The sequence below is a fragment of the Mucilaginibacter sp. P2_D11 genome (assembly GCF_056404435.1).
In genome coordinates this window covers 77849-91245 of sequence record NZ_JBFUEA010000010.1, presented here as the reverse complement: position 1 = coordinate 91245, position 13397 = coordinate 77849, and the positions used below count along the sequence as shown (strand labels likewise).

The window sequence follows — 13397 nt, the reverse complement described above, 5'->3', positions numbered from 1 at the left end:
TGGCTATAGCTTTCGGTTTGTTGATCATAGTACCAACAAAGTCATCAATCGGCATATGCGGTGCGGTACATGGTATTCGCCTTAAGGTAAATCATGTTATTTTGAAAATCTAACACCGTATTGAATCGTTTCAAAATGTCGGTTCCCAAAATATGGATACTTGCTCCCCGGAGAGGCTTGTTCTGTCCAATTAGCTGAGCAGGCACATCAACCAGCTCATAGTCCCCCAATTTCAACATTTTCAAATTGGCAGTGATTACCGGGATTTCATTGCCTTTAATGCCGTGCATGATCACTTTTTTAATCACCTTCATATCCGCAACCGGAAATTGAGCCTGTTTCAGAAGGTCATCATCCAGCATAGCCGTTCTTTGATAACCCAGGTCGAAGAGGAACCAGTTTTTACTTTTGCTATCGCGTTGATATATTTCGCCTTCGATAAAGGGCTTGTTCTTAAAATACCTGATCTTAAATTTTGAATAGGTATGGTCTCTTGCTATCTGCCCTGGCATTTTAGAACTCACGATCATCCGGTTGTGATCATAATCAAGTTCTACAATCATCCCATCGAAGTTGTCCCATCCTATAAGCCCGTCAGTTTCGTTTCCTGCAAGCCGGATATCATAGATTTTGCTTTTAAAATCCCCTCTTCCGATCTTTAAATTATAAAATGCACTATAAAGCCTGGGATTAGACTTGATCTTTTGCTTTAGCGCATCTTCTGTAAAAGAAACCTCTGTGGCGCCGGTATCAAAGTTCATCATAAGCGTATCGGCATTATTAAAAAGCACCGGTATGAAGTTGGTATTGAACTTGTTTACAAAAAAAGGAATGGTGTCGTGAACTTCGGGCGATAACTTACTGAAGTTCTTAACTTCCGGGCTTTGGATGCGTGTAAGGCAGGTATCTTTGCCATTCAGGAGAACTAAAAAATCTTTATACTGGCCGGGTTTCAGTCTGAAGCTGATGGAATCAATATCGGTCTTAAATTTTATTAATGAAGTTTTGACCAGTTTTCCTGTAATGTGGGCATCCAGCTTAATTTTAGGGTTGATAGTCCAATTGGACGCCGGATCATCCTTTTCGTAAATTTGTGCTTGTATAGAGGTAGCTTTGATAAGGGGCAGCTTGTTCTGGGCCTCACTTTGTGCAACAATAGAAAATAATAAAAAAGTAAATATGCACCTCATGACCGGGGTTTCAAGTTTTGATTAGTTAAAGGTAATCTTAAATTAACAGCGGGGTATGTATTTGTATAATTATGAGCCCTGGTAACTCCCTACCCCATCTGGCGCGCGTATGCAGCGCAGCACAAGCAGGTGGCGTAATCGTGCCTAAGTACTTGCAAAGTAGCTAAAATGCTTTACTTTAGCTTGCATGAGCACCAAATATTCCGTCGAACGTCCCGATGCCGCAGGGTCCTTTTTCAAAGAGACCCTGCGGGGACTTAAACGGACAAAATAAAAGCCCTCTTTTGTATACTGTTAAGTTTAATGGCTTTGGTGATGGCGTAGAAGGCTTAGACTTTGGGGCGCAATATTCCTATTCCAATTCGTGGTTAATAGATAGACTATCGATAAAATTTAAAAAGTAAATAAGATGAAGAGAACCTTCCAGGCGACCGTTTTAGTTATTATTTTGCTGGCGTTCGTATATCACTTAACAGGTTACAGTGCCAACTACGACTTAATGAATATTCGTCGTTCCGAAATTAATGCTATAAGTTTAGATGACAGAGGGATTTTAGGCAATCACTCGATTCAGATAACCAAGCACTCAGAGGTTAATCATTTATTTGAATTGTTTAAAGCATCTAAACGAATCGAATATTCAGATGTTAATCTTAGAAATAGCAATGGACTATGTGATATTGAATTAAAATTAAAAAATAATAAGTCTTTTAATATGACGATAACTAATGCTGTGGAGGACGGGGGAATTATTAACTCTGGGAATTTTTATTATCGCAATGACAGTTTATTGGTTTTAATTAAAGATTTTTTAAAAGGCAAATGAGGCTTTCTAAGCGTGGCGCGAGGGGTTGGGAAAGTGCGTAGAGGCTTCTCGGGCCTGACAACTTGCAAGGTAAGGGTTGATGCTTTATTTTCCGCCCTTGTTGGTGTTCGCGGTGCTGGCCGTTGTTGTATCTTATGACCAACAACTGAAGCGCGGGAATGCCCTCGGCCGGTGCCCTATGCCGGTGTGCGCGTGCCGTGTGTGTTTAACCAGCATTCGCAGTAGGGACTGAAAGGGGAAGCCGCCCGCGCAGGGCTTGAGTGGCAGGCAGGTAGGCCGAAGCAAAGCGTAGCCCGATAAAGCCCGGCCCGCTTCTACCAGCGGGACTGCCATAAATATTGCTTTTATAGCTTTCGTCGTCGTCGGCATTGCCGCATTCGGTTTGTTGGTCACAAGACCAACAAAGGCTTAATATCGAGGACTGCCATAAATATTGCTTTTACAGCTTAATTATCCGGTTCATCACCTCATCCTTCAGTTGCCGGCCAATGGGTATGCGGTGCTGCCCAATGTGCAGCATATTGCCCTCGATGGTGTTTACCTTGCCGAGGGATACAACGAACGATTTATGGGTTTGCATAAATGCCTGCCTGGGGAATTTTTCAGCCAGGGCTTTTAGCGTGCTATGCGTTATCAGCTTTTTTGTTGCCGTATGGATGATCACATAGTTCTCCATCCCTTCCAGGTACAGCACCTCATCAAAAACCACCTTCTCCAGCTTGCCCTCTGCTTTTACAAAAAGGTAGGTGGGCTGTTCGGTAGCGCCCCTCAGGCCGAAATAGTCCTTCGCCTTATAAGCCGCTTTGGTAAACCGTTCCTGGCTGATGGGTTTCAGCAGGTAGTCCAGCACATCCAGTTCAAAGCCTTCTATCGCATACTCCTTAAAGGCAGTGGTGAATATCACCTTTGGCGGATTGCTTAACGAACGCAGGAACTCTACCCCGGTAATATGCGGCATCTGTATATCCAGGAACAGCAGGTCTACCGGTTGCTGCTTTAGCATTTCGCCCAGTTCCATCGCGTCCTCGCATTGCCCTTTTAACTGCAGGAAGGATGTTTTCTCCACATAGGCCTGCAGCCCTTTGCGGGCGTAGGGTTCATCGTCGGTTATAATGCAGGTGATCGGTTTCATGTTAATATTTTAATTGCAGCGTGGCCACGAACCTATCGGCATGCCTGTCCAAAGTTAAAGTATGCTTGCCGGGATACAAAAGTTCCAGCCTGCGTTTTAGGTTTTCGAGGCCGATACCGCTGTTTTCTTTATTGGGTTGGTATTGCCCGGGCAAATCATTTTCTACCTTAAATAATATGCCGCCTGCTTCACTTTGGGCAATTATGCTGATGCCGTACTTCCCTCCCACGTATTTAAAAGCATTCTCTACCAGCGGTAAAAACAGCAGCGGGTAAACCTGTTGCCCGGCAAGCGCCGCATCAAAATCGACCTGCAGGGCCATTTTTTTGCTGGCACGCACCTTTTGCAGCAGAATGTAATTTTGCAGGTAATCCAGTTCCTGTTTTATGCTTACCTGGTGCTGGCGGTCGTAAAGCTGGTAGCGCAGCAGTTCGGAAAGTAACTCTATACTCTGCTTCGCCCCCGGCACATCATCATCCACCTGGAAATAAATGGTGTTAAGCGCATTGAACAAAAAATGCGGATGGTACTGCGCCCGCAGGAATTTCAGTTCGGTTTCCAGTTGGTCGTTGGTAAGTTTTTCTACCAATACCTGGTGTTGTACGTAAGCCCGCAGGTAACTACGGCTTCGGATGATACCATAATACAGGATGGTGTATAGCAGCGGTATAACGTTTATCTCGGCAAAGTCGCTTATGGAGAGCCCATCATCGGTAAAGGCCGCCATAGGCATCAGCACCAGGTTATTTACAACGAAAGAAAGCGCCATTATGGTAAGTAGCTCCCTGGTGAGCGACCTTTTTACCGACTCCTTATCGTTATACCGGCAAATGCGTTTAACCCCAAAAAGCACCACATAACCTACCAGTACACTTACCGCAATTTCTCCCGCAGTGGTCTGCCACGGGCGCCTCCAAAAATGCGAGTGCGAATCGGTATCCTGCAACAACCTTATGGTAAAGTAGTTGAGCAAGCCGTAAAACGCGGGGAATATATTTTTGAGGAATTGTTTCATGTTGTTTTTATTGTCTGAACTCGAATTAAACGAATTTTTAGAATTTCCAGAATGCTTAAATCGCCAATACAAATTCTATTAATTCTTTAATTCGTTTAATTCGAGTTCAGAAAAAATTTGGGGGCTATACGAGTACGGCTTCTTTAACTTCCTCTACCACTACCTCCTGCTTCCTAACCTCCAACTCCCCAACCTCTAGCTTTTCTTTCTTCTCCAACGGCTTCATCCCAAATAAAAACCTGGTGATGGCATAGGGCTTTATCAGCAAATGGTATATACCCATGGTGAAGAACAGCGTTACCCCTACCGTGTAAATGTACTTCATGATCACCGTATCGTTGGTTTTTACGATGTAGTAGGCTAAAATAACAATTATGGTTTGATGCAGGATGTAAAAAGGGTAAACCGCCTGGTTTAGGTAAGCCAGCGAACGATGCGGCCTGTTGAGATATTGTTTGCCGTAGCCAACCAGCCCAAGCACCCAGCTCCAGGCTACTATTACCGAGAAGGCACGGAAGCTGTAGCCTCTCAGTACGCTCCACTCTGCACCGTTTGCGGGCGGGTTTAGCCAAAAGTAATAGATAGGAACCAGGCTGATAAGGGCTATGGTGATAGCAAACCGGCGGTTGCGCTGCAGGCTTTCCATCAGGCTGGGCTGTAGTATGCAAATAAACCCCGCCAGCAAAAACAGCAGCCAATAAACAATAAAACAGGTATCGTGTATCAGGTCGCTGGTTTGGGGGAATTTACGGGCATACATGGTGTACCATACAATAGATGGCAGGGCCAGCAGGTAAACCCATTTACCGTTTGCCAATACATTAAGCGCTTGCTTAAAACGGGCGCTTTTTGGCGAGATGAGCCACATAAACACCGGGGCAAAAACCAGATCGTACACAAAAAGATAGCAAATAAACCACAGGTGGTGCCAGCTGAAACTGCCTTTGGGGTATGGTTCGAATTTAAATACGGTTTTATAAAAATCCCAATAGTTGCCGGTAAAGCCCTGCGTAAGGCGCTCCATATAGATCTGCGGCGGTACGATGATAAACATGCCCACCAGCAACGGGATAAACAGCCTGGTAAAGCGCAGCCCGATAAAGCTCCAGGCCGAACGGCGCTGCATCATATAAAAGCTCACCGTTCCGCTGATAAAAAACAGCAGGGGCATGCGCACCAGGTGCATAAAATAGTTGCTCATGGCCATCAGCTGGCTGGTATCGTGGTTGCGGATATGCCACCACTCGTCGTCGGCGTAGGGCATGCCCGAGTGGAAGATGAGTACGCCGGCAATGGATATGATCCGGAGCCAGTCGAGGTAGGTTTGTCGTTGCGTGCTTTCCATTTTGTTTGATTTTTATTCAAAAGAATGGCTTGCAGGCAGGGTGTAGAAATTGTTTTGACGAACGGCAATGGGGCGTTGACGAACGGTTGGTTTAGAGGTTAGAGAATTGCGGTTTGTTGGTCACAAGAGGAGACTATATACATGTTAGACCATGAATGTTCGGATTTGAAAATTTTAAGAATTATTTTTTTAATTCATCTAAATAATTTCAAACACATTGTAGGGATTAAATAGCCAAAAATATGCGCCTGTATCTTTAACCTTATAGAAAGTTATCGAAAAATTTTTACCACCGTAAGAAAACTGTTTTGTAATAAAATCGGAGTCTACACTGTCAATGTTGGGTAAACCTGCGTGCATTTTTTCTAATAATTCAATCGGTATGGCATCAGCCATTTCTTCTTTTTCCATAGTTTTTTTGCTTACAGAGGCTTTCATAATAGAATGAAAGATGTTCGATGCCTCCTTTGGGTTTTTCTTATCTTCTGACATAATGTAAAGTTACGATTTTTGATATAGATACTCTTTTTGAATTTTCAACCTTACCTCAGCTAAATCTTTTTCAAGTACGGCAAGTATAGACTGAAACTCTTTTATTTCTACTAACAATGCTTGTTCATCCTTTTGCAACAGTTCAAGTTCTGTACGGGTTTCAATGTAGTTATTCATAGGTGGTAATATACCAATTTTGGCATAGATAAAAAAGAAAGCCCCTTTGAAGCCCCTTTGAAGTCCCTTCCTTTTTTATATTCACTTTGCTTTTTTAAAAGCATTGTAAAGATTTAATTTTTTTTTCCATTGCTATTTTCTTTAGTTCGCTTATATCTCATGTGGTTAACAATTAGCGAAGTTTTCCACATTCCACTAACAACAGAAGTCATGTAGAGATTTAAAAATTGATGGTTTTTAGGCGATTTAAGACACTTTTATGCATGAATGAAGCATTTGATATGTGTAAACTTTATTTAAGACCATTTTAGGTAACAAACAACATTTCGTTATTATCCCATCTTTTTTCTTTCAGGCACTTTGAAATACCATTTATATACTTTACTTTTGGAATGCAAAACAAAGTTCTTTAAAAAATAAAATTTATGAATACAAAAGAAACTATCTCTGGATTAGAGGAGGTACTCTTTTCATTGCATCCTAAGGCCAAAGGCTTGTATGAAGCAATAGAAACGATTAAAAATCTTACTGGAGATTTAATTAATCATGGCCGAGAAACTATCCCTTTGCCATCGATTTCGGTGAACAAATATGACCCAAAGTCAAATATGAGGGTTAAAACCCTTTTTGCAATTAGGGAATTAAACCGATTTGTAAAAAATAAGGAGATAGCTCAATTCCTTCATGAAAGAGAGCCAGAAATTTCTGTAAAAGATTTTACGGTTGCTCTATCAAATCCGCTGTATTTCCTAAAAAATGAAAATAGAGTACACAAAATATCAGTCGGTGTCGGTAATACTGGTGTCTATTGGGGATCAGCTAAATGGTTGGGAGAAGATGGTGCGCCAAAACCTGAATACATGTATGTGGAAGAGTCAAAGGAAGAACCTATCGAGATTTAAAAAACAAGTCCGTTGCTGTTAACAACGGACTATAAAAGTTTCTGTTTAATAATAAAAAAGTGTGTATTACTGGAGTTGCAAAACAAAGTAAAGAGGGAAAGATGTTCCCTAACACGGCTTTTTTATCACTACAAATTTAATCCTAATTACCCGAATACGCAAGAATTTAGGTAAATATTAGTTCTGTAACACAAGTGAAACATAATAAATGAACTATGTAGAGATATGGTAAATATGAAATAAAAAAGGCGGTGATAGCCGCCCAATTTAAAGATACTTAACAATGTTGGTGAAGGAGTACGACAGACCGAGATAGCGTAGACCTCATGAGCGTTGCGGGAACTATATTCTGAAATCATTATCAGAAATGAGATAGAAGCCGCCAGTAATCGCAAAGTTAAGCAGGAACATCGGATGCAAGGCCAATTGAAGTAGGTCGCCCTAAAGGCGGCCTTTCCTGTTTGTACGCTAAATTAAGTGTTTGGTTTCCTTATTGCAACAAATTTTGTATAAATAATTGACCTATAATATATTAAGAATTATTTATGTTAAAATATATTTAAATAATTTTGTTTCAAACCAAAATTTTACTTTATATTTGTATAAGCAAACGATAAGGCAATGAAGACATTCAAAAACATATTCGACTTTCAAGCACACTTCAATACAGAGGATAAGTGCAGGGAATATTTGGAGCAACAACGTTGGGGCAATACACCTGCATGCCCTTGCTGCGGTTCTTTGAATGTCAAAAGGTTTGCTAACAATAATCGCATCTTCAAATGCCGCGAAAAAGAGTGCCGTAAGAAATTCAGCGTTACCGTTGGCACTATCTATGAAAACACAAAAATCCCTTTGCAGAAATGGTTCTTAGCTACTTACATCTTAGCCGTACATAGCAAGGGCATCAGCAGCTTGCAATTAGCTTCATGGTTAGGTGTTACTCAAAAAACAGCGTGGCATTTAAACCACCGCATACGTGAAATGCTGACCGTTACAGCCCCCGAATTATTAGAGGGTATAGTAGAGATAGACGAGACTTATGTAGGCGGCTCGCAGTCTAATAAGCATGTAAGCAAAAGAACTGTAAAGGGTGGTACTGGTGGCAAGGCTATGGTATTAGGCGCGGTTGAAAGAGGCGGAAATGTTAAGACAAAGGTTATTGCCAAAACCGATGCCCAAAACATTATCCCTACCATAAAAGAGTTTGTTGCCGCTGATAGTATTATGGTAACTGACGAGCATAACGCTTATAATCAGCTTCACTTAGATTACACCCACAAAAGGGTTAACCACCGTGAAAAAGAGTATGTACGTTATGAAGATATTAAAGTTCACACTAACTCAATAGAGGGCTTTTGGAACATCTTAAAGAAACAGATTGATGGCATACATCATTCTGTAAGTGATAAGCACCTACAACGCTACTGTGACGAGTCTGCGTTCCGCTACAATCACCGTAAAGCGTTTCAGGACGAAAGGTTTGCAGATGCTTTGGCAAACTGCGAGGGTACATTAACATACAAAAAACTGGTTGGAAAATGAGAAAAGATGCTTACCTGCAGCTAATCGGCCAGCGGATTAAAACCATCCGCAAGGAACGCAAGATTTCCATAAGAAAATTAGGTGAGTTGTGTAGCTTGGATTACTCCGGCCTTAGCAGGATTGAAAATGGGCAAAAGTCAAGCGGTATATTGACATTAAAGAATATCGCTGACAAATTAGAAGTTGATATTATAGATTTATTGAAGTGATGGAAAACGATACCTTTTTAATCGAGATGGGGCAGAAGATAAGAGCCGCCCGAAAAGCAAAGAAAATCGCCATTGACGAAATGGCTAAACGCACCAAAATAGATTTATCCAACTTATCGTTCTTGGAGCGGGGCATGCGCAATTGCCATGTACTAAGCCTTAAAAGTATTGCCGATGTTTTAGGTATGGATGTGAAAGAATTTCTATAATTTAAGAGGCTAAACCAAAGCCTCTTTTTTTATGAATTACAAACCAGATTTGTCACCAGAGCAAAAACTAGACATTGTATTACAAGCGGTCGTTAATATGTCAGAAAACGATAACCTTAATTACATGTTTATCGTGGAAATGGTGAAAGCTGACGGATATGGTAAAGAAATATTTGAGATACTTTTAAAGCTAATGAAAGATGGTTATATCACAAGCCCCCACGGAGGAGGGCATGGGATATATTTTTCAAACTTTGATGGTCGGTTATTTATAGACAATGGAGGATATACAGAAGAACGAAACAGGCGAATAGCACACGAAATTATCGCCTCCCAAAACGAAAAGCGAATAATTCGGAATGAGAAGCTTTTGGTGATTGGGACTTGGTTTGCGGGTTTTGCGGCTGCCTTTCTCTTATTATGGAGTATGTGGATTTGGTTCTATCCAATTCACAAAGATTATCCTTATTGGATTTGGGAAACAATCCCCAAAAAAAAGCCTTAATTTTCTTCATGGTCTAACATGTATATAGTCTCCTCACAAGACCAACAAAGGCATCATGGGGTTAGGAAAGCAAACATTTGTGTGCCTTTGTTGGTGTTGCCAGCAGCAATTCTTTGCCGTCGCTGATGCTGTCGCATTCGGTTTGTTGACCACAAGGCCAACAACGGCGTAATTTCTGAACCATGATTAACAGGATTTAAAGATGGCCTTGAGTTTATTTCAGGAAATCCTTAAATCAGGGAAATCAAGGTTCAGACAATGGCGTTAAGGTTTGTTGATCACAAAACCAGCAAAGGCATCCTCCCCTACTTCCCCGCCAAATAAAACTTCTCCCAAAAATCTACCGATTTGGTGAGCTCGCTCCTATCGGCCGTATTGCCGCCGCCTGCGCCACCACCGCGCATGCCGCCACCACGACGGCCACCGCCGCCGCCCATACCTCCGCCGCGACCGCCACCCATGCCGCCACCACCGCCCATGCCACCTCGGCCACCACCACCAGGGCCACCGGGGCCGCCCATATCACCACCTTCGGGCCTGTTGCCTTTCTTAGGGAAGGTGAGTCCGTTAATTTTGATATTGAATGCCCATTCGTTCTTGCCGCTGGCATCCGCATGCAGCATGGCTATGGGTACCGCAGCTTCGTACACCAGGTAACCTTCGCTATCGAAGCCAAGCGCGGTTTTGATACCGTAAAGGTTGGCGGTGGTCATCACCTCGTTCAGCACATCGGCAAAGCCGGTTGCCTTTATTTGTTTGAGGCGGGTAAGGCCGGCTTCCAGGCGTTCCTGCCGGTCGCCATCGGTGCCGGGTTGGGGCTGCTGGGCATCATCGCCGGGTTGTTGCTGTTGCATGGCGCGGAAATCGGGCATCGCATCCGGGTCGGTATAAGGGAAGGTTACGCTGAAGCTTTCCTTCTTCTTGCCTTTCGGGTCGATAGAGAAGGTGATGCCGGCCATCAGCGCGCGGCGCTGCTCGCTATGGTCGCTTATGCGCAGGGCCACATATATGTTGTCCTTATCGTTGGCGATGGTGTAGGGGATCTTCTTTTCCTCGTTAATGTAGCGGAGGCTATCGCCCCATTCGGTCAGTTTGCCATCTACCAATACCGTAGCCGGCGCAGGCTGCAGGGTTGGTTTATCGTTTTTGTTTTGGGCAAGGGCAGCAAGCGGCAGCGCAAAAGCGGCCAGCAAAAGGTAATGAGCATGAGTTTTCATTTTGGGGGCTGTGATGTATTTATTAGATAGCATTAAAACAGCAACAGCCTGTGCTTATTGTGGAGAGAGGACGTAAAGAAGTTATTACAATTGGGAGAGTGGTGAGTGGTTAAATAGTGAGTGGTTGGCAGGCGATATCCCAAAATCATCCTTCGTTCAATTATTTCAAACTTTTTTCAAATAATTCCCTACTGCGCAAATACACTGCGCAGCAGCCTTATTCCTTTGTATCAACAAACAAAAAAGAAAGGAGTAAATGATGAAATTCAACCTGTTAAGCAAATTCAAGAACCAAACGGTAAACCACGAGGGTGCCAAAGCCTACAAGCTAAGCCCCGAAATGGAGCTATACGCTGCCGTGGTTACCTGGAGCTTGAACGACTCTTTTTACGAAAAAGACCAAACGCGACTAGTCCGCCTGCGTGAATTGATTGCGCAATGCAACCCAACATTTGTGGGTAAGCTGGCAGTGTACGCCCGCACCAAAATGTATATGCGCTCTGTACCATTGGTATTGACTACCGAACTGGCGCACCTGCACCGCGGCGATGGCCTGGTGGCCCGCGTTACCGAAGGCGTTGTAAACCGTGCCGACGAGATAACCGAACTGCTGGCCTGCTACCAACAGCTCAACACGCGTACCGGCACCAAAAAGCTGAACCGCCTGAGCAAGCAGATGCAAAAGGGCCTCTCGGCGGCCTTCAACCGGTTTGATGAGTACCAGTTTGCCAAGTACAACCGCGATGGTAGCATCAAGCTGCGCGATGCCTTGTTTTTGGTGCACCCAAAAGCTGCGAGCGATATACAGCAGCAGGTTTTTGATAAAATAGTGAACGGTACCCTGCAAACGCCATACACCTGGGAAACCGAGCTATCGGCCATAGGTCAGCTGAATTACGATAGCGCCGAGGCAAAAGCAATGGCCTTCCGCAACAAGTGGGAAGAATTGATCGATAGTGGCAAGCTGGGTTACATGGCCCTGCTGCGTAACCTGCGCAACATACAGCAGGCCGGCGTAAGCTATGCGCATTTCGAAAAAGTATGCGCCCGTTTGGCCGATGCGGATGAAGTGGCCCGTGCAAAGCAGTTCCCTTTCCGTTACCTGGCGGCGTACCGCGAGTTGCTGGCTGATAACAAAGTTGTAAGCAACAAGGGCTATACCGGCCAGCTGCTGGATGCATTGGAAAAAGCGGTGCAGGCAAGTGCCGCCAATATCAAAGGCTTCGGCCCGGAGACTAGTGTGCTGTTGGCTTGCGACGTATCGGGCTCCATGCAAACTGCTGTATCGGCCAATAGCAAGATACTGCTGTACGATGTGGGCCTAATGCTGGCCATGCTGCTGCAGAGCCGCTGCAAAAATGAGGAGGTGGGCATGTTCGGCGATACCTGGAAAACCATCATGGTGCCAAACAGCCATATACTGGGCAACGTGCAGGAGTTTTACCGCCGCGAGGGCGAGGTGGGTTACTCCACCAATGGCTACCTGGTTGTTAAAGACCTATTGCTGCGCCGCGTAAAAATGGATAAGGTAATGTTGTTTACCGACTGCCAGCTATGGAACAGCGCCCGCACTGCCGACGATATACAAACCCTATGGGTGCGTTACAAGGCACAGGTTGCGCCAAATGCAAAGCTCTACCTGTTCGACCTGAAGGGTTACGGCCAGGCACCATTGCAGGTGCTGAACAACGGCGTGTACCTGATAGCCGGCTGGAGCGATAAGGTTTTCGAGGTGCTAGCTGCCCTGGAAGCCGGAGGCACCGCGCTGGATGCCATAAATAATGTGGAGCTATAAATAAGTATGGGGAAGTTAAAGCCCCATACTTTTAAAAGAAATTTAAAAATTAAGGATGCCGTTAGAAACGGGATACTTCGCTCATTAAGGGGGTGGTCAGTGTGGCGCAAGCTGTGCTGTGGGTTCGAGTCCCAAAAGCGTTCCCCCGTCCCGAGTCGCTTGTTGCTCCTTATTAAAGAAATTGAAAACATAAAGATGCCGTTAGATGTGGGGTACTTCGAGTCACCGGTTAGGGGGAAATGGCACCATAATGCAAATTATGGTGTGGGTTCGAATCCTGAGCAATTTCCCTGTCCTGTATCGCTTGTCGCTCTTTATTAAAAGGAATTGAAAACTTAAAGATGCCGTTAGAGGTGGGTTACTTCGCCCAAATTAGAAATGCTGTGGTCAGTGCGGTGCAAGCCGTATAAGGTTCAACTCCTTACAAATATCCCGCTCTCGCTTGTTGCTCTTTATTTAAAAGAAAAAAAGAAGGTGCCGTAAATAAGCCTTACTTCGATGGGATGCTGCGGTTGCTGGTTCGAATCCGGCCCCTCTGTATGAGGGTAGCTCAATTGGATAGAGCACAGTGCAGATCGGCTTATTGCTTTTCGCCCTTCTTTTTAAAGAAATTGAAAACTAAGAAGGTGCCGTAAACAAGTGTTACTTCGCAACCCAAAACTGAGACACCGGTTCGAGTCCGGTTCCGCAAGGATAGTTGAGACGGTACAACGCAGGCAAAAGCCACTTGTTGCTTGTCGCCCTTCTTTTTAAAGACATTGAAAACAAAAAGGTGTCGTAAATAAGTGTTACTTCGCTGTTAACGTCCGGGTCGTTGGTTCAAGTCCAACCATCAGCT

At 44.1% G+C, this 13397-nt stretch carries 14 protein-coding genes; 7 read left to right on the top strand and 7 right to left on the bottom strand.

What is annotated here, in order from left to right; translation table 11 throughout:
- Nucleotides 1-44: 44 nt before the first annotated feature.
- The gene (locus AC1DXC_RS16765) at nucleotides 45-1190 is read right to left on the bottom strand and encodes a hypothetical protein (protein ID WP_477460315.1); all 1146 of its coding nucleotides are present in this window, start codon (nucleotides 1188-1190) and stop codon (nucleotides 45-47) included.
- A 409-nt stretch (nucleotides 1191-1599) separates the two neighbouring features.
- On the opposite strand from AC1DXC_RS16765, the gene AC1DXC_RS16760 reads away from it, so the two are divergent.
- On the top strand, nucleotides 1600-2016 hold the full coding sequence (locus AC1DXC_RS16760) for a hypothetical protein (RefSeq protein WP_477460314.1): 417 nt from the start codon (nucleotides 1600-1602) through the stop codon (nucleotides 2014-2016).
- 439 nt (nucleotides 2017-2455) lie between these two features.
- Here AC1DXC_RS16760 and AC1DXC_RS16755 read toward each other — a convergent pair whose 3' ends face one another.
- The 5 genes from AC1DXC_RS16755 to AC1DXC_RS16735 all read right to left on the bottom strand — a co-directional run bounded on the left by AC1DXC_RS16755 (nucleotide 2456) and on the right by AC1DXC_RS16735 (nucleotide 6177).
- Nucleotides 2456-3148 (bottom strand): LytR/AlgR family response regulator transcription factor, encoded by a 693-nt coding sequence (locus tag AC1DXC_RS16755; RefSeq protein ID WP_477460313.1) that lies wholly within the window; start codon nucleotides 3146-3148, stop codon nucleotides 2456-2458.
- Between the two features lies 1 nt (nucleotide 3149).
- Nucleotides 3150-4163 carry a sensor histidine kinase gene (locus AC1DXC_RS16750; protein ID WP_477460312.1) on the bottom strand — a complete coding sequence of 338 codons (1014 nt, stop codon included), beginning with the start codon at nucleotides 4161-4163 and terminating at the stop codon, nucleotides 3150-3152.
- Nucleotides 4164-4287: 124 nt separating this feature from the next.
- Entirely contained in the window at nucleotides 4288-5508 is a 1221-nt protein-coding gene (locus AC1DXC_RS16745) for an acyltransferase family protein (protein WP_477460311.1), read from the bottom strand.
- 198 nt (nucleotides 5509-5706) lie between these two features.
- Nucleotides 5707-6000 (bottom strand): hypothetical protein, encoded by a 294-nt coding sequence (locus AC1DXC_RS16740; RefSeq protein WP_477460310.1) that lies wholly within the window; start codon nucleotides 5998-6000, stop codon nucleotides 5707-5709.
- 9 nt (nucleotides 6001-6009) lie between these two features.
- Complete coding sequence (locus AC1DXC_RS16735; RefSeq protein WP_477460309.1) at nucleotides 6010-6177, bottom strand: hypothetical protein; 168 nt, start codon at nucleotides 6175-6177, stop codon at nucleotides 6010-6012.
- A 425-nt stretch (nucleotides 6178-6602) separates the two neighbouring features.
- On the opposite strand from AC1DXC_RS16735, the gene AC1DXC_RS16730 reads away from it, so the two are divergent.
- The 5 genes from AC1DXC_RS16730 (at nucleotide 6603) to AC1DXC_RS16710 (ending at nucleotide 9547) form a co-directional block, all read left to right on the top strand.
- Complete coding sequence (locus AC1DXC_RS16730; protein ID WP_477460308.1) at nucleotides 6603-7079, top strand: hypothetical protein; 477 nt, start codon at nucleotides 6603-6605, stop codon at nucleotides 7077-7079.
- 621 nt (nucleotides 7080-7700) lie between these two features.
- Nucleotides 7701-8624, top strand: a complete 924-nt coding sequence (locus tag AC1DXC_RS16725; protein WP_477460307.1) for an IS1595 family transposase — start codon at nucleotides 7701-7703, stop codon at nucleotides 8622-8624.
- Complete coding sequence (locus tag AC1DXC_RS16720; protein ID WP_477460306.1) at nucleotides 8621-8833, top strand: helix-turn-helix domain-containing protein; 213 nt, start codon at nucleotides 8621-8623, stop codon at nucleotides 8831-8833. Before AC1DXC_RS16725 ends, AC1DXC_RS16720 begins: the two co-directional genes overlap by 4 nt.
- A complete protein-coding gene (locus AC1DXC_RS16715) occupies nucleotides 8833-9042 on the top strand; it encodes a helix-turn-helix domain-containing protein (RefSeq protein ID WP_477460305.1) in 210 nt (69 codons plus the stop codon). Before AC1DXC_RS16720 ends, AC1DXC_RS16715 begins: the two co-directional genes overlap by 1 nt.
- Before the next feature lie 31 nt (nucleotides 9043-9073).
- Entirely contained in the window at nucleotides 9074-9547 is a 474-nt protein-coding gene (locus tag AC1DXC_RS16710; protein WP_477460304.1) for a hypothetical protein, read from the top strand.
- 305 nt (nucleotides 9548-9852) lie between these two features.
- Here the strand turns inward: AC1DXC_RS16710 and AC1DXC_RS16705 are convergent, their stop codons facing one another.
- The gene (locus AC1DXC_RS16705; protein WP_477460303.1) at nucleotides 9853-10764 is read right to left on the bottom strand and encodes a hypothetical protein; all 912 of its coding nucleotides are present in this window, start codon (nucleotides 10762-10764) and stop codon (nucleotides 9853-9855) included.
- Between the two features lie 256 nt (nucleotides 10765-11020).
- On the opposite strand from AC1DXC_RS16705, the gene AC1DXC_RS16700 reads away from it, so the two are divergent.
- Nucleotides 11021-12559, top strand: coding sequence for a TROVE domain-containing protein (locus tag AC1DXC_RS16700; protein WP_477460302.1), 1539 nt, complete (start codon nucleotides 11021-11023; stop codon nucleotides 12557-12559).
- Nucleotides 12560-13397: the final 838 nt, after the last annotated feature.

Excerpts from the sequence above, each read along its gene's own strand:
- AC1DXC_RS16765 (WP_477460315.1), bottom strand. The coding sequence starts at position 1,190 with ATGAGGTGCATATTTACTTTTTTATTATTTTCTATTGTTGCACAAAGT.
- AC1DXC_RS16760 (WP_477460314.1), top strand. The coding sequence starts at position 1,600 with ATGAAGAGAACCTTCCAGGCGACCGTTTTAGTTATTATTTTGCTGGCG.
- AC1DXC_RS16755 (WP_477460313.1), bottom strand. The coding sequence starts at position 3,148 with ATGAAACCGATCACCTGCATTATAACCGACGATGAACCCTACGCCCGC.
- AC1DXC_RS16750 (WP_477460312.1), bottom strand. The coding sequence starts at position 4,163 with ATGAAACAATTCCTCAAAAATATATTCCCCGCGTTTTACGGCTTGCTC.
- AC1DXC_RS16745 (WP_477460311.1), bottom strand. The coding sequence starts at position 5,508 with ATGGAAAGCACGCAACGACAAACCTACCTCGACTGGCTCCGGATCATA.
- AC1DXC_RS16740 (WP_477460310.1), bottom strand. The coding sequence starts at position 6,000 with ATGTCAGAAGATAAGAAAAACCCAAAGGAGGCATCGAACATCTTTCAT.
- AC1DXC_RS16735 (WP_477460309.1), bottom strand. The coding sequence starts at position 6,177 with ATGAATAACTACATTGAAACCCGTACAGAACTTGAACTGTTGCAAAAG.
- AC1DXC_RS16730 (WP_477460308.1), top strand. The coding sequence starts at position 6,603 with ATGAATACAAAAGAAACTATCTCTGGATTAGAGGAGGTACTCTTTTCA.
- AC1DXC_RS16725 (WP_477460307.1), top strand. The coding sequence starts at position 7,701 with ATGAAGACATTCAAAAACATATTCGACTTTCAAGCACACTTCAATACA.
- AC1DXC_RS16720 (WP_477460306.1), top strand. The coding sequence starts at position 8,621 with ATGAGAAAAGATGCTTACCTGCAGCTAATCGGCCAGCGGATTAAAACC.
- AC1DXC_RS16715 (WP_477460305.1), top strand. The coding sequence starts at position 8,833 with ATGGAAAACGATACCTTTTTAATCGAGATGGGGCAGAAGATAAGAGCC.
- AC1DXC_RS16710 (WP_477460304.1), top strand. The coding sequence starts at position 9,074 with ATGAATTACAAACCAGATTTGTCACCAGAGCAAAAACTAGACATTGTA.
- AC1DXC_RS16705 (WP_477460303.1), bottom strand. The coding sequence starts at position 10,764 with ATGAAAACTCATGCTCATTACCTTTTGCTGGCCGCTTTTGCGCTGCCG.
- AC1DXC_RS16700 (WP_477460302.1), top strand. The coding sequence starts at position 11,021 with ATGATGAAATTCAACCTGTTAAGCAAATTCAAGAACCAAACGGTAAAC.